Here is a 19,872-nt window from a genome sequence, read left to right on the forward strand (position 1 = left end):
AGGGTTAAAATCCGCCCTTTCCCCCTTTCCAGCCCCCGGGATCTACACCCGTCACGGCGACCATCATGCAAGAAACCTCTCTCAAGCGCGCGGGCAATCCCCGCGACGGCGTCTCCGCCGCCCTGCCTTCGGCCACTCCCGGCGCCGGCTCCCCCCGCAAGCTGTACATCCGCACCTTCGGCTGCCAGATGAACGAGTACGACTCGGACAAGATGGCCGACGTGCTGCGCGAGGACCAGGTCGGGCTCGAACTGACCGACAACCCGGAAGAGGCGGACGTCATCCTGTTCAACACCTGTTCCGTGCGCGAAAAGGCGCAGGAAAAGGTGTTTTCGGATCTGGGCCGCGTGCAACACCTGAAGAAGACCAATCCTAACCTCGTCATCGGCGTGGGCGGCTGTGTCGCCAGCCAGGAAGGCGAGGCCATCGTCAAACGCGCGCCGTATGTCGACGTGGTGTTCGGACCGCAGACCCTGCACCGCCTGCCTGACCTCATCAAGCGCCGCCGCGACGAAGGCCGTTCGCAGGTCGACATCAGCTTTCCCGAGATCGAAAAGTTCGACAACATGCCGCCGCCGCGCGTCGAAGGCGCCACGGCATTTGTCTCGATCATGGAAGGCTGTAGCAAATACTGCAGCTTCTGCGTCGTGCCCTACACGCGCGGCGAAGAGGTCTCGCGCCCATTCGATGACGTCCTGATCGAAGTGGCCGACCTGGCGGACCAGGGCGTCAAGGAAGTGACGCTGCTGGGCCAGAACGTGAACGCCTACCGCGGCCGCATGACGGACTCCGACGAGATCGCCGACTTTGCGATGCTGCTGGAATACGTGCATGAAATCCCCGGCATCGAGCGCATCCGCTACACGACCTCGCACCCCAAGGAAATGACCCAGCGCATGGTGGACGCCTACGCCCGCCTGCCCAAGCTGGTGTCGTTCCTGCACCTGCCCGTGCAAGCCGGCAGCGACCGCGTGCTGGCCGGCATGAAGCGCGGCTACACCACCCTGGAATTCAAGTCGGTCGTGCGCCGCCTGCGCGCCGCCCGCCCGAATCTGACGCTGTCCTCGGACTTCATCGTGGGCTTTCCCGGCGAGACCGAGGAAGACTTCGAAAAGACGCTCAAGCTGATCGAGGACGTCGGCTTCGACACGTCATTCTCGTTCGTGTATTCGCGCCGCCCGGGCACGCCCGCCGCGGACCTCACCGACGACACCCCGCAGGACGTGAAGCTGCGCCGTCTGCAGCGCCTGCAGGCGCTCATCAACGACCAGGCGGCAACGATCGCCCGCAACATGGTGGGCACGCGTCAGCGCCTGCTGGTCGAAGGTCCCTCGCGCCGCGACCCGAACGAACTCATGGGCCGCACCGAGAACAACCGCATCGTCAATTTCCCCGCGCCCGCGCGGCTCATCGGACAAATGGTCGACGTCGTCATCACCGAGGCGCACACGAATTCGCTGCGTGCCCGCGTGGCCGACGTGGACCGCACTTCGCAAGAGGCTGAATGACCACACCCCGCCCCCGCGCGCGTCGCAGCATGCCCGTCATCGTCAACCTGGACGGCGACAACACCCACCTGGCCAATCTCTGCGGCCCCCTGGACGAGAACCTGCGGCAACTGGCCGACGGCATGACCGTCAAGCTGTCCCGCCGCGGCAGCCGCGTCACCATCGAAGGCGAGCGGGCCGAACTGGCGGGCCGCATCCTGCGCCGCTTCCACGAACAGGCCGTGCACCGCGCCCTGTCCATCGATGACATCCAGCTTGGATTGGTCGAGATCGGGGTGGGCCGCCAGGAAGACAAGCTCAAGGAAGAGCAGGCCAGGGAACTGGACGCCCTGCCCGCCCTGGACGATGAAAGCGACGGCATCGCGCTGCGCACCAAGCGCAGCGACCTGCGCCCGCGCACGCCGCGCCAGCGCGACTACCTGAACAACATCCTCAAGCACGACATCACGTTCGGCGTCGGTCCTGCCGGCACGGGCAAAACCTGGCTGGCCGTGGCCTGCGCCATCGACGCCATGGAACGCGACACGGTGCAGCGCCTGGTGCTGACCCGCCCCGCCGTCGAAGCCGGCGAACGCCTGGGCTTTCTGCCTGGCGACCTGGCGCAAAAGGTCGACCCGTACCTGCGCCCGCTGTATGACGCGCTGTACGACCTGATGGGCTTCGAAAAGGTCCAGCGCCTGTTCGAGAAGCAGACCATCGAGATCGCCCCGCTGGCCTACATGCGCGGCCGCACGCTGAACCACGCCTTTGTCATCCTCGACGAGGCGCAGAACACGACGCCCGAGCAGATGAAGATGTTCCTGACGCGGATCGGCTTCGGCAGCAAGGCGGTCATCACCGGCGACCCGTCGCAGGTCGACCTGCCGCGCGGCCAGGAAAGCGGGCTGGCGCATGCGGTCAAGGTGCTGCATGACGTCCAGGGCATCGCCACCACCAAGTTCACCAGCCGCGATGTCGTGCGCCACCCCCTGGTCGCCCGCATTGTCGACGCTTACGACCGCGCAGCCGAAGATGAAGCCTGAGCTGTCCCTGTCCGTGCAGTACGGCGTCGAAGAGGCCCGCCTGCCCCGCTGGCGCCTGCGCCGCTGGGCAGAGCGCGCGCTGGGCGCCGCCTTTGAAGACGGCCTGGTCGAGTTTTCGGCCGCTGAACTGAGCCTGCGGCTGGTCGGCGCGGCCGAGGGCCGCCGCCTGAATCGCGACTTCCGCGGCCGCGACTACGCCACCAACGTGCTGACCTTCGAGTACGGCGTCGATCCCGTGGGCGTGGCGCGCGGCGACATCGTCATGTGCGTGCCCGTGCTGGTGCGCGAGGCCCGCGAGCAGCGCAAGACGCTGCTGGACCACGCCGCGCACCTCACCATCCACGGCGTGCTGCATTCGCTGGGCTACGACCACATCAAGGCGCGCGAAGCCAAGCGCATGGAAGCCCTGGAAACCGCGACGCTTGCGCAGATGGGCATTGCCGATCCGTACGTGGCCGACTGACCGCCGCCGCCCGCGTGCCGGCAGCCTCGGGACAACCCTGAGAAAATGCCGGCAAATGGCGTGCAGCAAGGCGCAGATCGCGTCCATTGCAGCCATTTTCCGGGCCGGCGTTAGAAACGAAGGGCCAGTATCGGTTATGCTGGCTCCTCCCTAACTTGTCCTCCCGGACGATGTCTGACCCTTACCCTGCTCCCGAAGCGACGCCTGCTCGCTCTACCAAACCCGCCACCAAATCCCTCCTAGACCGCCTGCTTTCCCTTGTGCGCAAAGAGCCCGAGGACCGCGAAGGCATCAAGGCCGTCCTCGAAGCCGCGCACGAACGCCAGTTGCTCGACGCGGAGTCGTACAAGATGATCAAGGGCGCGCTCGCCGTGTCCGAGGGCACTGTCGGCGACATCATGGTCCCGCGCTCGCGCATGGATCTGCTCGATGTCACGCAGCCCATCCCGTACCTGGTGGCTTCGGTGATCGAAACCGCGCATTCGCGGTTCCCCGTCTACGAGGGCGATCGCGACAACATCATCGGCATCCTGCTGGCCAAGGATCTGCTGCGCTGCATGCTCGAGCCCAACATCGAAATGCGCACGCTGGTCCGCCCCGCCGTCTTCATTCCCGAATCCAAACGCTTGAACGTGCTGCTGCACGAGTTCCGCGCCAGCCGCAACCACCAGGCCATCGTCATTGACGAGCATGGCGGCATTTCGGGCCTGGTGACGATGGAAGACGTGCTGGAACAGATCGTCGGCGACATCGAAGACGAGTTCGACGAGACTGAAGAAGATTCCATCTTCCCCGAAGGCGAGAACCAGTGGCGCGTGCTCGCGGCCACCGACATCTCGCACTTCAACGAAGTGTTCGGCTGCCAACTGCCCGACGACGAGTACGACAGCGTGGGCGGCTGGATGGGCGGCCAATTGGGCCGTATTCCGCGCCGCGGCGACCACGCCGATTTCGACGGCCTGCGCCTTGAAGTGGCGCGCGGCGACGCCCGCCGGGCCATCTGGCTGCGCGTCAAGCGCCTGGCCACACCCCAGACCGAAGCACCCGCCACCGACGCATGACCAGCACCCCGCGCGGCCGACTCCTGCGTGGCGCCGCCGGCCTCGTGCTGGCGGGCGCCGTCCACGCCCTGACCTTTGCCCCCGGCCCGCTGCCCGGGTGGGCGCTGGCGTTCACCCAGATCGCCGCGCTGGCCGTGCTGGCGCGCGTCACGCTGTATGCGCCGTCGGCGCGTCAGGCGTGGCTACGCGGCTGGCTGTTCAACTTTGCCAGCTACGCGCTCGGGTTGTATTGGATCTTCATCAGCCTGCACCGCTACGGCGATCTTGCCGCACCGCTGGCTGTCGCGGCCGTGCTGGCGCTGTCGGCATTCCTGGCCCTGTTTCCCGCGACCGCCAATGCGCTGGCGCGCCGCTACGCGCCGCTGTCCGCCGATTCCCCCCCGTCCCGCATCCTGGCCGCCACGCTGGCCTGGGCTGCGATGTGGGGCGCGTTCGAATGGCTGCGTTCGGTGCTGCTCACCGGCTTTCCGTGGCTGAACATCGGCTATGCGCAGGTCGACAGCCCCATTGCAGGCTGGGCGCCGCTGCTCGGCGTGCACGGCATGGCATTCCTGGCCGCATTCGTCGCGGCGGCGGCGGCAAGCCTGTGGCAGCCTTCGCGCACGGCCGGCATGGGTCCGCGCCACGCGCTGGCCGCTGGCGTCGCGGTGGCGCTCGCTGCGGCGGGCTGGCCGCTGTCCCGCATCGACTGGTCGGCGCCGGTAGGCGACCCGCTCAACGTGCGGCTCGTGCAGGGCAACATCGGACAATCGCAGAAATTCGATCCTGCGCTCCTCGAGCAAAGCCTGCGGCGCCATCTGGAGCTGACGGCCCTGCCCGCGGCGCCCGGCGTACCTGCGCCGCAATTGGTGATCCTGCCGGAAACAGTGGTGCCCATCTTCCAGGACCAGCTCGATCCGCGCGTCTGGGAAGTCTGGCGCGACCTGGCCGGCCAACGCAACACCGTCATCGCGATGGGCGTGCCGCTGCATGACCGCGTCAACGGCCGCGAGCGCTATACCAACAGTGTCATCGGTTTTGACGGCGCCACGCCCGTTGAACAGCTGGTGCGCGGCAACACTGCCATGCGCTACGACAAGCGCCACCTGGTGCCGTGGGGCGAATACGTGCCGCCCGGCTTTCACTGGTTTGTCGAAATGCTGAACATCCCGCTGGGCGACTTCGATCGTGGCGGCGAACGCCAGACCCCGTTTGCCGTCGGCGGCCAGCACATCGCGTTCAACATCTGCTACGAAGACCTCTTCGGTCCCGACCTGCTGCCCGCGTTGCAACCCGGCCCCAACGGCGAGCCCGGCGCGACCATCCTGGTCAACGTCAGCAACCTGGGCTGGTTCGGCGATAGCTGGGCGCTGCGGCAACATCTGCAGATCGGCCGGCTGCGCACCATCGAGACCGCGCGCCCGATGCTGACCGCCACCAACACCGGCATCACCGCCGCCATCGACGCAAAGGGCCAGGTTGCCGCCCAACTCGCGCCGTTGCAGGCGGGTGTGCTGCCGGTATCGGTGCAGGGCATGACGGGGCTCACGCCCTACGCGCGTTTTGGGGACAAGACCGCGCTGGCGCTGATCGGTCTGGCGCTGATCGCGGCCGTGGGCAGCGCCCGCCGCCCGCGCCGCGGCTGATTCCACTTCCCGGCTGATTCCACGCAGCACCGACGTCCCCGCGCGACTGATTTCCCGGCGCGGCTGACTTCCTTCAGGCAAACAGGTTCGCGGGCAGCGAGCCTGTTTCGTCGGGCGGGCGCAGCGGGCCGTTCCCCGCTCCCGTGACTTCAATCGCGTCTGCAATCGCCTGCATGTCGTCGGCATCCAACTCCAGCTCGGCCGCGCCAATCAGTCCGTCCACCTGCGATGCGCTGCGCGCCCCCAAAATGGCGCCCGTCACACCCGGCCACGCCAGCGTCCATGCCGCTGCGGCGGCGGCCACGGTGGCGCCGTGCCGCTCCGCAATGGGCTTGAAGGCATCGGCCAGCGCCAGGTTGCGCTCCAGCTCGGGCGACCGGAAATCCGCGTGCCGCGCCCGCCAATCGTCCGGCGGCAAGGCCCGTGCACGCTCGGCGCTGAACTTGCCGGTCAGCAAGCCCGAATTCATGGGGCTGTAGACGATCACGCCCGTGCCATTTGCCGCGCACCAGGGAATGAGGTCGATAGCCGCGGCGCGCTGGATCGCCGAGAACGGCGGCTGCAGGGTGTCTACATGCCCCAGGTGTTCCGCGGCCTGCAACTGCGCAAGGTTGTGGTTCGACAATCCCACCGCGCGGACTTTCCCGGCCTGCTTCAGATCCAGCAATTCCTGCCAGTACGCCTCCAGCGGCGTGCCGTCTCCCGCAGGCCAGTGCATCTGATAGAGGTCGATGCGCTCGACGCCTAATCGCCGCAACGACCCTTCAAGCTCTCGGCGAATGCTGGACGGCGCGCCGGTGCGCCGCGGCATCGCCTGTGGCTGCTCGGGCGACCAGGTCAGGCCGCATTTGGTAAACACGTACGGACGTTCGCTGGCGGGCATCTGGCCCAACGCCTGCCGCACGATGTCCTCGGAATGGCCCAGGCCGTAAACCGCGGCGGTGTCGATCCAGTTGATGCCGCGGTCGATCGCGTGCCGGATCGCCTTGATGGATTCGGCGTCGTCCTGCGGCCCCCAGCCCACCGCCCACCCATTGCCGCCCATGGCCCAAGCGCCCAGGCCGATGCGCGTGATGTTCATGTCCGTGCGCCCCAGGGCGACGGTGGGAAAGCCTGTGCTGCTCATGGAGAAGTGCTCATGTGTCGATTTCCTTGCCGATCCGCGTCAACTTTCCGCGCTGCCTTCGCGTGGAAATTTCCACACGCCGAAAAAATTTTTCCCATCCACGATAGCACCAGCACAAGTCTTTGATTTCATTGATTTCTGCATCAATCGAAGGCTCGCTCGGCAACCTATACAGCGCTAAATCCGCCCTCAAAATGCCCATCCAACCCTCTTTTTTCGCAACTTTTTTGCTTTTTGCCATGAAGCGACTTGCACGCCCAATTTAGTTCGTGCATAATCTCGTTTCTTCGCCAACGGCACTAAACAAAACCGGCAACGAAACAGCAAAAAACGCGCTCTAACCGGCGCGTTTCAAGCGAAAACGTTGAAGGAATTGATTAGAGAAACGGGGGTATAGCTCAGCTGGGAGAGCGCTTGCATGGCATGCAAGAGGTCAGCGGTTCGATCCCGCTTACCTCCACCAGTCCAAAGCGAAGAGCAGTACAGCAAGTCCAAGTCCCCTTCGTCTAGAGGCCTAGGACATCACCCTTTCACGGTGAGTACAGGGGTTCGAATCCCCTAGGGGACGCCAGTCTACTGGCATGCAGTATTAGTGATGCAGTTGAAGTGATTATGTAGTTGAGTTAAGCCGCTGCGGAGCGGTAGTTCAGTTGGTTAGAATACCGGCCTGTCACGCCGGGGGTCGCGGGTTCGAGTCCCGTCCGCTCCGCCAAAAGCTCTCTCGCTCAGAGTCTTTCAAGAGCTCCGTTTTCGGGGCTTTTTTGTTTTATAAGTGTGAGACCTTGTTGTTTGAAGTTTGGAAACAGCAGGACGCCCTGGGGGTATAGCTCAGCTGGGAGAGCGCTTGCATGGCATGCAAGAGGTCAGCGGTTCGATCCCGCTTACCTCCACCAGTGCAGTTCAGTAGTAACGCAGTACAGTAGTAAACTTGTTGGTTCCAGGTCCCCTTCGTCTAGAGGCCTAGGACATCACCCTTTCACGGTGAGTACAGGGGTTCGAATCCCCTAGGGGACGCCAGCTTCATCTGGCATGCAGTACAAGCTGTCTTGACACCACAGCCGTAGTGAAGAAAGTTGAAGTCATCAGTAAGCCGCTGCGGAGCGGTAGTTCAGTTGGTTAGAATACCGGCCTGTCACGCCGGGGGTCGCGGGTTCGAGCCCCGTCCGCTCCGCCAAGCACTTTGCGCTTACCGAACGCTGCTCGCAGCACGCACTTGAAATGCACGCATTTGAAGTACACGCATCTTAAGCTCCGGATTCCGGAGCTTTTTGCTTTTGTGCTTTTGATTTCTGCAATTTTGATTTTGCTTTCGCATATGCTTTTGCATGGGCTGTCCGGCGCCGCCATTCGCGCGGTGCAATCCCCTCTCGTTGTACCCCTTCCGCGAGACTCCTCCCTTTTGACCTCTGGACAGCACCGGCGCGCGGCTTCATGCTTGCGCGTACACGCCATGCGAAGAAAAAAGAGGCCTACGTGACCCCCAACGACGCCGCACCCCAAGCACATCGCCAACACCTGCAGAGCATCATCGCGGGCCTCAACGAAGGCATCATCCTGCTTGAGGCCGATGGCTCGATAGCCTGGGCCAACGCCAGCGCACTTGCGCTGCACGGCGCCGAATCAATGGAAGACCTGGGCGGCACGCCCGCGGGCTTTCGCAAGCGATATACGCTCACCTATCGCAACCATCATCGCGTGCCGGCGCGACAGTATCCCTTGGACCGGCTGGCGGCGGGCGAAGAATTCGAAGACCTGCTGCTCGATCTGACCCGTAAAGACGACGACGAATTCACGCGCAACCTGCTTGCGCGCGGCCTCAATCTGGACGATGGCGGCCCCATGCCCTATCGCGTCCTGATCCTGCACGACCAGACCGCGCAGATCAACGCCGAGGAACGCTTTGAACGCGCCTTCTCGGCCAATCCGGCTCCCGCGTTGATCTGCCGGCTGTCGGACCTGCGCTACGTCAAGGTGAACCAGGGGTTCCTGGAAATGACCGGCTACTCGCGCGACGCGGTGCTGGGCAAGTCGGCCTATGAAATCGATGTGCTGGACGGGAGCGACGACAAAGAAACGGCTGTGGCTCGGCTCAATGAAGGCGAGACCATTCCGCAGCGCGAGGGCGTGCTGAAGCTGCCCGATGGCACCTCCAAGTTCGTGGTGGTGGCAGGCCAGCCCATCGACATGCACGACGAGCCCTGCATGCTTTTCACGTTCATCGACCTGGAGGGCCGCAAGCGCACCGAAGAGGCCCTGCGCGAAAGCGAAGAGCGCTTCTCCAAAGCCTTCCAGCTTGCCCCGGTGCCGATGGCCGTCTGCGACGGCGTCACCTTGAACGTGCTGAACCTCAATGACGCCTTTGCCGCCGCCACGGGTCTGACGTTGGACGAGAAGGCAGAGCAGGACCTCGTCGAACTGGGATTGCGGCCGTACGAAGGCATGCTGGCCGCCCTGAAGCGTGGCGAAAGCGTGCGCAACCGCGAAGCCGTGATGATTGCGCGCGACGGCGGCGAGCTCGACTGCCTGGTGTCCGCCGAGCCCGTCATGATCGGCGGGCTGCGCCGCGTGTTGATCGTGATCCAGGACATCACCGAGCGCAAGCGGTCAGAGACCGAACTGCTGACGGCCATCGAGGCGGTCATGCAGGACACCTCGTGGTTCAGCCGCGGCATCATCGAAAAACTGGCGCAACTGCGCCAACCCGCTCCCGCGACGCGCGACGTGGCAGAACTGGCGCAGCTTACGTCGCGCGAGCGCGAGGTGCTGGGCCTGCTCTGCCAGGGTCACGATGACGACGGCATTGCCAAGGCGCTCAAGCTGTCGCGCAACACCGTGCGCAATCACGTGGCCACGATCTACAGCAAGATCGGCGTGCACCGACGCAGCGCCGCCATCGTCTGGGCTCGTGACCGCGGCATCACCGGTCACGAAAGCGCGCGCAACCGGGACAAGCAAGGCAAGTCCTGACTGGCTTGCTCCGGTTTTACAATTTGAATCAAAATATCCTGCATCTTCGCGTCGCCGAAGATGCCGCCGCGCTAGGACGACTGGCCGCTCAAAAGCGGCCATTTTCTTTGAATAGGTTCCCAACCGTCCGCTAAATCCGGCGATATCGAACGCATTGCGCAAATACGCCGCCCCTTCTTACGATCCGCCGATCCAGCCCAGGCCATCAGGCCAGCGGCGAGATCCCCGGCACGAACGAAGGAGCCACCGACCATGCAGACTGCGTACATTCCCGTCCCGACATCGCCCAAGCGCCTGCCGGCCTCGGCCTGGAGCGCCGACGCCATCATGGCGCTCTACGAGCTGCCGTTCATGGACCTGATGCACCGGGCGCAGCAAACGCATCGCGCCCATTTCGATCCGAACGTCATCCAGTTGTCGAGCCTGCTGTCGATCAAGACTGGCGGCTGTCCCGAAGACTGCGCGTATTGTCCGCAGTCGTCGCACTACAACACCGGCGTGGACGCCGACAAGCTGATGCCGCTGGAAGACGTGGTCGCCGCGGCCCGCGCGGCGCAGGCTGGCGGCGCGCAGCGCTTCTGCATGGGCGCCGCGTGGCGCAGTCCCAAGCCGCATCACCTGGACGCCGTGGCCGAAATGGTCAGCGCGGTCAAGGCGCTGGGCCTGGAGACCTGCGTGACGCTGGGCATGTTGCGGGACGGCCAGGCCGAGCAATTGAAGAACGCGGGCCTGGACTACTACAACCACAACCTGGATACCTCGCCGGAGTTCTACGGCAAGATCATCTCCACACGCACGTACCAGGACCGCCTGGACACGCTGGACCGCGTGCGCGACGCCGGCATCAGCGTGTGTTGCGGCGGCATCGTGGGCATGGGCGAATCGCGCCGCGAACGCGCCGGCCTGATCGCCCAGCTTGCCAGCATGGAGCCTTATCCCGAGTCCGTGCCGATCAACAACCTGGTGCAGGTGGAAGGCACGCCGTTGTCCGATGTCGAAGCCCTCGATCCCTTCGAGTTTGTGCGCACTATCGCCGTGGCGCGCATTGCAATGCCGCGCGCCGCCGTGCGGCTGTCGGCCGGGCGCGAGACCATGGACGATGCGATGCAGGCGCTGTGCTTTCTGGCGGGCGCCAATTCCATGTTCTACGGCGACGCGCTGCTGACCACCGCCAATCCGCAGATGGCGGCCGACCAGCGCCTGCTCGACCGATTGGGCATGCGGGTCGACGCCGCCGCGCACGACCGCCATGAGGAGGCGGCATGCCGTTGACGCCCGGTCTTCTGTATTTGACGGCCAGCGTGGCCTGCAGCGTCACGGTCGCCGTGATGCTCAAGCTGGCGCGACGTTGGCAGATCGACGTGCGCCAGGCGATCGCGATGAACTACGCCGTGGCCGCCCTGCTCTGCTGGCTGGTGCTGCGCCCCGATCCGGCGCGCCTGCTGGCGCCGCAAACGCCCTGGCTGGTGCTGGCCGCGCTGGGCGTGCTGCTGCCGAGCGTCTTTTTGGCGATGGCGGTCGCGTTGCGGCATGCCGGCATCGTGCGCAGCGACGCCGCGCAGCGCCTGTCGCTGTTCATTCCGCTGCTGGCCGCGTTCGCGCTGTTCGGCGAACCGGTCACGGGACGCAAATTGGCGGCCATCGCGCTGGCCTTCGCCGCCCTCTTCTGCCTGCTGCGCCAACCGCCGCGCATTCGTTTATCCGAAGCCACGGCGGCCGAGGACCGGCGCGCGATGTGGCTCTGGCCGCTGGTGGTCTGGGCGGGCTATGGCGTGATCGACATCCTGTTCAAGCAGGTTGCCCGCACGGGGACCGCATTTGCGGGCAGCCTGTTGCTGACGTTCCTGATGGCGGGCGCGCTGATGCTTGCGTATCTGTTGTGGCGCCGCGTACGCTGGCAGGCGCGGCATCTGGCCGCGGGGGTGGCGCTGGGGCTGGCCAACTTCGGCAACATCCTGACCTACGTGCGCGCGCACCAGTCGCTGCCCGAGCACCCCGCGCTGGTGTTCGCGTCGATGAATATGGGAGTGATCACGCTGGGCACCCTGGTGGGCGCCCTGGCGTTCCGTGAACCGCTCACGCGTGTGAACGTGCTGGGCATTGCGCTGGCGTTGTCCGCCATTTTGCTGATGACGCCCTGGTAGGGGCGCTTCAGGTGCCGGTGCGGCGCTGGCGTTCGGGGGGGTTCGCGTCTGATGCGGCGTCTGATGTGGAGTCCGATGTGGCGGTCGATGTGGCGGTTGATGCTGCGGTCGATGCAGCGTCCAATGCGGCAGTCGATGCGGAGCCCGACACACGGTCTGGTGTCTGGTCCGACATCGAATCCGGCATCGTGTCGGATCCGCCTCCCGCTCCCGCAGCCGTATCCGCCGTCTCGTCCATTCCGCCCTGCCCCGCCGCGGAATCCACCGATGCGCCCTCGGCCACCGGCTCCGGCGGCGCCGGCGCCGCGGACGGATCCGGCTGCACCATTTCCATGGCGATGTCGTTCTCGGGATCCACCCGCGGATCCAGCACCGCCGCCGCGGGCGAACTTTGCAGCGTGTCCGGCATCGGTACGAAATGCGTCGGCGCCTCGTCGACCTGGTGTGCGCCGGTGACGCGCGTGGGCCGCACCTGCCAGACCAGAATCACGGCGCACGCCGAGATGAACACGTAATACATGGCGGGTCCGCCCAGCGACATCATGAAGCCCGCGATCATCGGCCCCACACAGGCGCCCAGGCCATAGGTCATCAGCAACACCGCCGACAGACTGACTCGTCTTTCCGATTCAACGTGATCATTGGCAAAGGCCGCGCCCAACGGGTACAGCGTGAACTGCAGGATGCCGAAGACGCAGGACATGGCGACCAGCGCCCAGAACGGCAACGCGATCCAGCCCCACATGACGGCAGGCAGCAGGACCAGCAACAACGCGTTGAAGCGGATGAGGCCGGCGCGGTTGATGCGGTCGGACAGCCAGCCCATCGGCCACTGCGACAACAGACCCGCCGTCACGGCGGCCGCGACGAAGATGGCGGCCTGCGATGTGGACAGGCCATTCTTGGCGCCATACACCGCGGCCAGGCCGTAGAACGCGCCGGACAGATTGCCCGCTACGAAGAGCACGGTCATGGACAGCGGCACGCGCCGCATGAAGAACTTTACGTCCAGCGGCGCGGGCAGCGGCGTGGGCGGGTGGGACCGGGCTGTGACGGCAAGCGGCACCAGGCACAGCACGAGGCACATCGCGACGAGGGTAAGCGGGCGCAGGTCCAGCGTGGCGTAGGCGGTGAGCGCCAGTTGGCCCAGCACGGTGCCCAGGCCGGAGACGACCATGTAGACAGAGAAAACGCGGCCGCGCTGGTGGTTTTCGGTCTGTTCGTTGAGCCAGCTCTCGATTACCATGAACTCGGTCACCATGACGATGCCGGAGACGATACGGAACACCAGCCACAGGGGCATGAATTCGACCAGCGTCTGCGCCAGGATCATGCTGGTGGCGATGGCCGCGCAGGCGACGAACGCCCGGATGTGGCCGACGCGGATGATGAGCTTGTGCCCAAGCCGCGCGCCGCACACGAGCCCGAGGTAGTAGCCGGCGATCAAGGTGCCGATCCACACTTCGCTGACGGACTGGGCGGTCAGTTGCAGGCCCATGTAGGTGTTGAAGAGACCTGTGCCGATAAGCATCAGCAAGGTCGCAAAATAAAGCGACGAAAACGATGAGATCGTGGAGAGCATGGCGTCGACAACCGCTGCTGGCTTTCAGCGCCGCGGGCCGCCTGGGCGGCCCGCAACACTGGGGGTAAAACAGGAACCTGCGGGGATCAGGCTTGCGAGAGCATGGTGGCCGCGTCGCTGACTTCAAACTTGCCAGGCGCTTCCACGTTCAGTTGCTTCACAACGCCGTCGACGATCAGGGCGGAGTAGCGCTGCGAGCGCACGCCCATGCCGCGCTGGACGAGGTCCAGTTCCAGGCCGAGTTCCTTGGTCCACAGCGCGGAGCCGTCGGCCAGCATGCGGACTTTGCCGTCGGTCTTCTGTTCGCGTCCCCAGGCGCCCATGACGAAGGCGTCGTTGACGGACACGCACCAGATTTCGTCGATGCCCTTGGCCTTGAGGGCAGCGGCCTGTTCGACATAGCCGGGCAGATGCTTGGCCGAGCAGGTGGGCGTGAAGGCGCCCGGCACGGCAAACAGCGCAATCGTCTTGCCGCGGGTCAGGTCGGCGACCTGGAACGCGTTGGGACCGAGCGAGCAGCCGGCGGTTTCGGTTTCGATGAATTCGGTCAACGTGCCATCGGGCACGCGGTCGCCGACTTTGATCGTCATGTAGATCTCCAAAATGAAAGGGGGCAATGCATTGAGGCAGGACTGCCTCACAGCCCCCATCATAGTTCGAGCGCGGCCGGCTTGCTGCCTTTGGCGGAAGGCGAAAAGAAGATGAACAGTTCGAAACGACTCCACACGGCGAGCACATGGAGATGAAACGCGCGGTTGCCATAATGCCGTGGTAGACAACGCCCGCCGCAGCCGCGAGAGGCTGACCGCTGCGGAGGGCTTCACCGGGAGACTTTCGATGCGCAAATTCCTGACCGGTCTGGCATTGACGCTAGCCGCTGCTGCCCCGGCGTGGGCGGCTCCCGATGCGGCAGAGCAGGCCCAATACGACTCTTTCGTTATCGCCGCTGGCGCGTCCAATGGCGCGGCGCGTGCTTGTGGGGCTTCAGAGCCTGACTTGGCGCAGCATCAGGAGACGGCTCGGAAGAATCTCACGCGCTATGCCGAGGAATATGGATTCCCGACGGGCGGCTTCGATGCGGCCTTTGCAAAGGGGCAGGCCGATGGTACGACGATGATGGAGGAGATGAAGCGGTCTGGGGTGGATGGGTGCCGTGGGGTGCTGGGCGGGTTTCAGAGCGAGCGGGTGATGAAGTACGAGGACATGAAGCGGGCGCTGGCTGAGGTTAGTGATGGGCTGCCGGGGGAGAAGGCTCGGTAGGGCTTTGGTTCTTGTGCGGCGTGATTTGAGTTCTTTAGACGCCCGGCGCGCCGGCCACCTGGGGTGCGCGGGGCCACGATTGCGGTCCGGAGCCTTCGCTCCGGACTGCCCCGTCGTCATCTTCGTCACCGCCTTCGGCGATTCCTTCAGATTCCCTCGGGCTTATCGACGCCCCGCGCACCCCAGGCGGCCGGCACACCAGGCTGCATCTTTGAATCTTTGCGGTCGTCGGGCCGGGTTGGGTTCTTGAGGTTCTTCTCACGGGTGGTGCGTGATGGAAGATCTTGCGGTGCCCGCCCCCGGTCGGCCGCGCGGGCGGCCTTCGGGGGCTTACGCAGTGTCTTGCGTCGGCGTGTTGCCGCTGCGCGTGTAGGGAGCTTTGCCCGCGGGCTTGGGTCTTTTACAGCCCGTTTTGCTTGAACCAGTCCAGCATCCGCGTCCACGCCTGTTCGGCTTCCGCCTTGCGGTACGACGGGCGATAGTCGGCGTGGAAAGCGTGGCCCGCTTCGGGGTAGATGTCGATGCGAGACGCCTTGGCGGCCGCGGAGCCCTTGGCGAGTTCGACGCGCATGCGGTCGACGTCGGCCTGGGAGATGCCGGCGTCCTTGCCGCCGTAGGCGCCAAGCACCGGGGCCTTCAGGTCGTTGACGATGGCCAGGGCCGACTTGGGTTTCAGTTCGGTGGGGTCACCCGCCAACTGGCCGTACCAGGCGGCGCCGGCCTTGAGTTTGGGGTTGTGGGCGGCGTAGAGCCAGACCTGGCGGCCGCCCCAGCAGAAGCCCAGGATGCCCAGACGGTCGGGGTTGCCGCCGTTGGCGGCGGCCCAGGCGGCGGTGGCGTCCAGGTCGGCGATGACCTGTTTGTCGGGGACCTTGCTGACGATTTCGGCCTGCAGTTTGGGGATTTCGGTGTACTTGGACGGGTCGCCCTGGCGCGCATAGAGTTCCGGCGCGATGGCGAGGTAGCCCTGGTGGGCGAGGCGCCGGCAGACGTCCTGGATGTATTCGTGCACGCCGAAGATTTCCTGGACGACGATGATCGTGGGCAGGTTCTTCTTGCCATCCGGCGCGGCGCGGAACGCGGGGATCTTGCCGTCGGAGGTGGGGATTTCGATCCTGCCGGCCACGAGGCCCTTGGCGTCCGTGGTGATGGCGGTTTGCGCCACCACGGGGCCTGCTGCCAGCGAGAAACCTGCCGCCGCGGTGGTGGCAAGGAAGCCTCGCCGGTCCAGCCGCAAGGGCGGGAGCAGGCTGTCGAAATGCGCGTCGTCCTGGTCTTTCATCGAAAAATCTCCTGGTAAAAGACGGGCATGGCGGGACGCGCCTCGCGTCCCTGCCCTGGCCTGCCGAGTTCACTTCAGGGAGAAGTCCACGCGTGAGGGTTGCCCCTCGTCCTTGATGCCATCGGCGTCCAGCTGCGGCGCAACGATGAACACGCGGTCCGCGAGTCCTTCCTGGGCTTGCAACTTCTCATATACCGCCTGCGCGCGGGCATCGGCCAGTTGGCGCAGTTGATCCTCGCCGACCGGGGCGGCCGCGCGGAGCATTGCTTCCATCTGTGCGGCCGGGACGGACTTGGCCATGCCGATGAAATTGCGCGGTTTGTCCTTGAGGTCTGCGTCATCGTAGACGTCTTCGAGGTACTTGGCACGTTCGGCGGCGGAGACCGTGACACCCTTGGGGTCGGGCTTCTTGCCGCGCGGGGCGACGTCGGCGGCCTTGGCGGCGCGGATCTGGGCGTCGACCCAGGCCTGGCGCAGGCCTTCCGAGTCGGTCTTGGGGTCGGCGCGGCCGCTGATGTCCATCTTGAGGGCCGGGCGGTCGGTGAGCGCCTTGGTAAGGGTATCGATGCGCTGGATCGTGTTTTCGGTGAGAACGGCGCTGCCGGGCGCGAATTCGACGTAGGACAATTCTTCGCCCCCGCCGAACGCGGACGCGAGCAGGCTGAAGGGCGAGGTCACGGCTTTGACGACCAGGTTCATCAGCACGCGCACGACGATGCCGCCGACCGAGAACTCGGGGTCGTCGAGCGAGCCGGAGATGGGCAGGTTAATGTCGATGTTGCCGCGCGAGTCCTTGAGCAGCGCGACGGCCAGCAGCACGGGTAGCTTGGTGGCGTCGGGGCTGTTGGTCTTGTCGCCGAAGGTGAGCTGGTTGAGCACGACGTGGTTGGTGGCCTGCAAGGCGCGGTTCTTGATCTTGTATTCCAGGTCTACGGAGAGCTTGCCGCGCTTGATGGGGTAGCCGACGTACTTGGCCGAATAGGTGTTGAAGCGTGGCAGGTCGACGCCCTTGGCGGACGCCTTGAGGTCCAGGGTCAGGTATTGGGCGAAGGGCTGCACGACGCCGCTGATGGAGAGCGGCGCGGTGGTGTAGACCCGCCCCGTGACCTTGACCTTGGCGGGCTGCGGGTTGGAGGAAGAAACGGCGGTGATGCCGCCTTCGATGCTGGACAGCTCGGCGACGTAGTTGGGTTTGACGAAGCGGTCGGTGAAGGTCATGCGTCCGCGAGTCAGCGTGACGCTGTTGACCGAGATGTCCGGCATGGCGCTTGCCCGGCTGCCCTTGGCGGACGGCGCAGGCGCCGCGGGTGCAGGCGGCGCGGCGGGTATATCGGCGCTGCGGCCTGGGGTCTGCGTGTCCTGCGTGATGGAGCCGCCGGCCTGTCCAGGCGCGGCCACCAGGTCCATGACGTTGAGCCGGCCTTGCGCATTGAGCAGGATGCGGCCGTAGAAGTCTTCGAGCGCGATGTCGCCCAGTTTGGCGCCGATCTTGTCGCCCGCCACGGAGATGTCCATGCCGGTGAAGCCCAGGCGCTTCCAGTTCAGGAAGTCGTCCTTGTTGACGCGGTCTTGCAGATCCAGGTCGGTGACGTCGACGGCGCCCTTCCAGGCGGCCTTCATTGGGGCGTTGCCGGCGGCGGCAATGAATTCGGCGTTGCCCTTGGCGCCCAGCGTGACGGCGCGGACGGTGGCGTTCAGGCTGGAGGCGAAGTACGGCGCGAAGCTGGCGACGTTCAGGCCGGAGAGGTCGACGGCGGTCTTGAGGGTAAGCGGCTGCGGGGTGAAGACGCCTTTGAGGTCCAGCTTGCCGTCGCCCTGGACGCCGGCAGCGGCCAGGGTGAAGTTGCTTTGGCCGGGGCCCATGGCGAGGCGGTCGGCGGTGATGCGCAAGGACTGCATTGCGATGTCGAGCGCGGGCTTGAGCGATTCGTCACGGGCCTTGAACTGTGTCAGGTCGGCTTGCACGGCCGTGGCGGATGCGTCGATCGCGCCGCCTTTTTCGCGCACGTGGACCTGCGCGGTGGCGCCCAGTCGGCCGTCAAGCAGGCTGATCGGCGCAGCGCTACGCACGGCGGGCGCCAACGGCGCGAGCGCCACATTGCCCAGGCGCACGTTCATGTCGAGCGACAGCGGATTGATGACGAGCGGCCCTTTGGCGCGCAGCCAGCCGCCATCGGTGCTGTTGTCCATGGTCAGCCACAGGTTGATGGGCCGGTCCGGCTGCTGCGGCAGTTCGACGCCTTCAACAGTGGCGGCCAAGCCGGTCATCACGTAGTCGAGCTTGCTGACCGCGTCGGTGACGTAGACCTCGCCTTCGTGGAGGTTGAAGGCGTCGAGGGTGACTTGCCATTCGGCCGGTGCGGGGGTGGGCGCGCTAGCGGCGGCAGTGTCGGCGGCCGGGGCAGCGCCAGCCGTCGGGGTAGCGCCAGCCGTCGGGGTAGCGCCAGCCGTCGGGGCAGTGCCGGCCGGGTCAGCGGGGCGTGGCGCGCCTGACGCTGGTCCGGTGGGCGCTTGCGCCGTTGACCCCGTCCCGGCGTCTGCCTTGGCGACGGGGGCCGAGGTCGAAGGCGATTGCGTACCCGGCGCCTGCGCACCTGCCGCGGCAGGTGTCCCCGCCGATGCGGGCGCCCCGCCCGCAGCCAGCGGCTTCAGCCCGCTGGCCTTGCGCATTTCATCGCGGACAGGCGTGGCGGTCGGCTCCACGCCGCCCAGCGCCTTCAGTCCGGCGACGACATCCTGCCAGTTCAAGTGCTCATTCGCATGACGCCGCACGTGGATCTGCGGCGCCCACAGGCCGACCTCGCCGATATACACCTGCCGCGCGATCGGCTCCAGTTCCAGCCGGCTGACGGTCAACGCACTCCACGCGGCCAGACTGCCGCCGGACGGATCCCGCACGTCCAGACGGCGCAAGCCCAGATCGCCGACGACGCGGATCTTGGGCGGCGCGTCCTTGGGTTGTTCGAAAACGACCTGCAGGTTCGAATCCAGCAGCGCGCTCTCGACCTTGAACGGCAGCGGCATGGGCCAGACGTCCGCCCACTTTTCCAGTTGCAGGCCGTCAAAGGCCACGCGCAAGGTGGATGAAGGCACCACGTCAAACGGACGCGCCACGCCGGTCAGGTCGAACGGACTGCCATTGATGCGCAGGTGCAGGCGCGGCTGCACGTCGATGTCGGTGGCATAGCCGAAGGTCGAGATGAACGGGATGCCGATGGCGAACTCGTCGACAACCTGCTTGCGGCCGGTGACCTTGTCGTCCAGCGTGATCGTGCCGTTCTCGATCACCATGTTGTTCAGCGAAAAACGCGGCAGGCCTTCGTCCGGCTTGGGCGGCTCGTCAGGCTTGGCCGCGGCCAATTCGGCGACGCGTTGTTCTATGTCAGAGAAATTGAAGCGCAGGACGTCTTCGCGAACGATGGCGATGGTAGGCTGCCGCAGCGTCAGACGATCGACCACCGGTGCAAACCAGAACAGCGATGTCCACGATGCGCTGGCATCCAGTTCGGCCAAGGTCAGCAACGGCGTCTGCGCGCCGGGCTGCGCCACGGCCAGGTCTTGCGCGCGGACGGTCAGCGTGAAGGGATTGAAGGTGATCTTGCCGACGGAAACGTCGCGGCCGATCATCTTCGAGACATCGTCAGTCAGGACGCCGTGCAGCACCTTTGGCACTTGCCAGGCCGCAACGCCAAACAGAATCAGCACGAACGCCACAATACCCAGGAGAATCTTGCCGGCGCGTCGGGTGAACCGTAGCTTGGGCATCCGCACGGGCATTGAAAGTCTCCTGATACATATTGAAGGCGATCCAACCTTCCACTGACTGCAGGCG

General features: G+C 65.5%; 15 protein-coding genes and 6 tRNA genes. 15 read left to right on the forward strand and 6 right to left on the reverse strand.

The window, feature by feature from the left end:
• Nucleotides 1-65: 65 nt before the first annotated feature.
• The 5 genes from miaB to lnt all read left to right on the forward strand — a co-directional run bounded on the left by miaB (nt 66) and on the right by lnt (nt 5,679).
• Nucleotides 66-1,508 carry a tRNA (N6-isopentenyl adenosine(37)-C2)-methylthiotransferase MiaB gene (gene miaB / locus MHZ91_RS05555; protein WP_239212846.1) on the forward strand — a complete coding sequence of 481 codons (1,443 nt, stop codon included), beginning with the start codon at nt 66-68 and terminating at the stop codon, nt 1,506-1,508.
• Nucleotides 1,505-2,530, forward strand: a complete 1,026-nt coding sequence (locus MHZ91_RS05560; RefSeq protein WP_175138175.1) for a PhoH family protein — start codon at nt 1,505-1,507, stop codon at nt 2,528-2,530. Before miaB ends, MHZ91_RS05560 begins: the two co-directional genes overlap by 4 nt.
• The gene (gene ybeY / locus MHZ91_RS05565) at nt 2,520-2,993 is read left to right on the forward strand and encodes an rRNA maturation RNase YbeY (RefSeq protein ID WP_175124530.1); all 474 of its coding nucleotides are present in this window, start codon (nt 2,520-2,522) and stop codon (nt 2,991-2,993) included. The genes MHZ91_RS05560 and ybeY overlap by 11 nt, the downstream gene beginning before the upstream one ends.
• Before the next feature lie 170 nt (nt 2,994-3,163).
• On the forward strand, nt 3,164-4,054 hold the full coding sequence (locus tag MHZ91_RS05570; protein ID WP_175124529.1) for an HlyC/CorC family transporter: 891 nt from the start codon (nt 3,164-3,166) through the stop codon (nt 4,052-4,054).
• A complete protein-coding gene (lnt, locus tag MHZ91_RS05575) occupies nt 4,051-5,679 on the forward strand; it encodes an apolipoprotein N-acyltransferase (protein WP_239212848.1) in 1,629 nt (542 codons plus the stop codon). The genes MHZ91_RS05570 and lnt overlap by 4 nt, the downstream gene beginning before the upstream one ends.
• 73 nt (nt 5,680-5,752) lie before the next feature.
• Here the strand turns inward: lnt and MHZ91_RS05580 are convergent, their stop codons facing one another.
• Nucleotides 5,753-6,760: an aldo/keto reductase gene (locus MHZ91_RS05580; RefSeq protein ID WP_175186273.1), complete on the reverse strand. Its 1,008-nt coding sequence runs from the start codon at nt 6,758-6,760 to the stop codon at nt 5,753-5,755.
• Nucleotides 6,761-6,815: 55 nt separating this feature from the next.
• Nucleotides 6,816-7,046 carry a hypothetical protein gene (locus tag MHZ91_RS05585; protein WP_239212849.1) on the reverse strand — a complete coding sequence of 77 codons (231 nt, stop codon included), beginning with the start codon at nt 7,044-7,046 and terminating at the stop codon, nt 6,816-6,818.
• A gap of 146 nt (nt 7,047-7,192) precedes the next feature.
• Between MHZ91_RS05585 and MHZ91_RS05590 the strand changes: the two genes are divergently transcribed.
• The 9 genes from MHZ91_RS05590 (at nt 7,193) to MHZ91_RS05630 (ending at nt 11,916) form a co-directional block, all read left to right on the forward strand.
• A tRNA-Ala gene (locus tag MHZ91_RS05590) sits at nt 7,193-7,268 on the forward strand.
• Nucleotides 7,269-7,300: 32 nt separating this feature from the next.
• Nucleotides 7,301-7,376, forward strand: a tRNA-Glu gene (locus MHZ91_RS05595).
• A gap of 64 nt (nt 7,377-7,440) precedes the next feature.
• Nucleotides 7,441-7,517 (forward strand) — tRNA-Asp (locus tag MHZ91_RS05600).
• 105 nt (nt 7,518-7,622) lie between these two features.
• Nucleotides 7,623-7,698 (forward strand) — tRNA-Ala (locus MHZ91_RS05605).
• Between the two features lie 48 nt (nt 7,699-7,746).
• Nucleotides 7,747-7,822: transfer RNA gene (locus MHZ91_RS05610), tRNA-Glu, on the forward strand.
• 80 nt (nt 7,823-7,902) lie between these two features.
• A tRNA-Asp gene (locus MHZ91_RS05615) sits at nt 7,903-7,979 on the forward strand.
• Between the two features lie 257 nt (nt 7,980-8,236).
• Entirely contained in the window at nt 8,237-9,772 is a 1,536-nt protein-coding gene (locus tag MHZ91_RS05620) for a helix-turn-helix transcriptional regulator (protein WP_239212850.1), read from the forward strand.
• A 252-nt stretch (nt 9,773-10,024) separates the two neighbouring features.
• Nucleotides 10,025-11,044, forward strand: coding sequence for a biotin synthase BioB (bioB, locus tag MHZ91_RS05625; protein ID WP_239212852.1), 1,020 nt, complete (start codon nt 10,025-10,027; stop codon nt 11,042-11,044).
• Nucleotides 11,041-11,916, forward strand: coding sequence for a DMT family transporter (locus MHZ91_RS05630; protein WP_239213006.1), 876 nt, complete (start codon nt 11,041-11,043; stop codon nt 11,914-11,916). The genes bioB and MHZ91_RS05630 overlap by 4 nt, the downstream gene beginning before the upstream one ends.
• Before the next feature lie 7 nt (nt 11,917-11,923).
• Here MHZ91_RS05630 and MHZ91_RS05635 read toward each other — a convergent pair whose 3' ends face one another.
• Together MHZ91_RS05635 and MHZ91_RS05640 are read right to left on the reverse strand one after the other, a co-directional pair.
• Nucleotides 11,924-13,498 carry an MFS transporter gene (locus MHZ91_RS05635; protein ID WP_239212854.1) on the reverse strand — a complete coding sequence of 525 codons (1,575 nt, stop codon included), beginning with the start codon at nt 13,496-13,498 and terminating at the stop codon, nt 11,924-11,926.
• Nucleotides 13,499-13,584: 86 nt separating this feature from the next.
• Complete coding sequence (locus MHZ91_RS05640) at nt 13,585-14,088, reverse strand: peroxiredoxin (RefSeq protein WP_056326595.1); 504 nt, start codon at nt 14,086-14,088, stop codon at nt 13,585-13,587.
• 247 nt (nt 14,089-14,335) lie between these two features.
• Between MHZ91_RS05640 and MHZ91_RS05645 the strand changes: the two genes are divergently transcribed.
• A complete protein-coding gene (locus MHZ91_RS05645; RefSeq protein WP_175138166.1) occupies nt 14,336-14,758 on the forward strand; it encodes a hypothetical protein in 423 nt (140 codons plus the stop codon).
• A gap of 400 nt (nt 14,759-15,158) precedes the next feature.
• Here MHZ91_RS05645 and MHZ91_RS05650 read toward each other — a convergent pair whose 3' ends face one another.
• Together MHZ91_RS05650 and MHZ91_RS05655 are read right to left on the reverse strand one after the other, a co-directional pair.
• The gene (locus MHZ91_RS05650) at nt 15,159-16,040 is read right to left on the reverse strand and encodes a dienelactone hydrolase family protein (protein ID WP_191576051.1); all 882 of its coding nucleotides are present in this window, start codon (nt 16,038-16,040) and stop codon (nt 15,159-15,161) included.
• Between the two features lie 69 nt (nt 16,041-16,109).
• Nucleotides 16,110-19,817 (reverse strand): DUF748 domain-containing protein, encoded by a 3,708-nt coding sequence (locus MHZ91_RS05655; RefSeq protein WP_239212856.1) that lies wholly within the window; start codon nt 19,815-19,817, stop codon nt 16,110-16,112.
• Nucleotides 19,818-19,872 lie beyond the last annotated feature (55 nt).

The organism is Achromobacter sp. ACRQX (genome assembly GCF_022346505.1).
Classification (GTDB): Bacteria; Pseudomonadota; Gammaproteobacteria; order Burkholderiales; family Burkholderiaceae_B; genus Achromobacter; species Achromobacter animicus.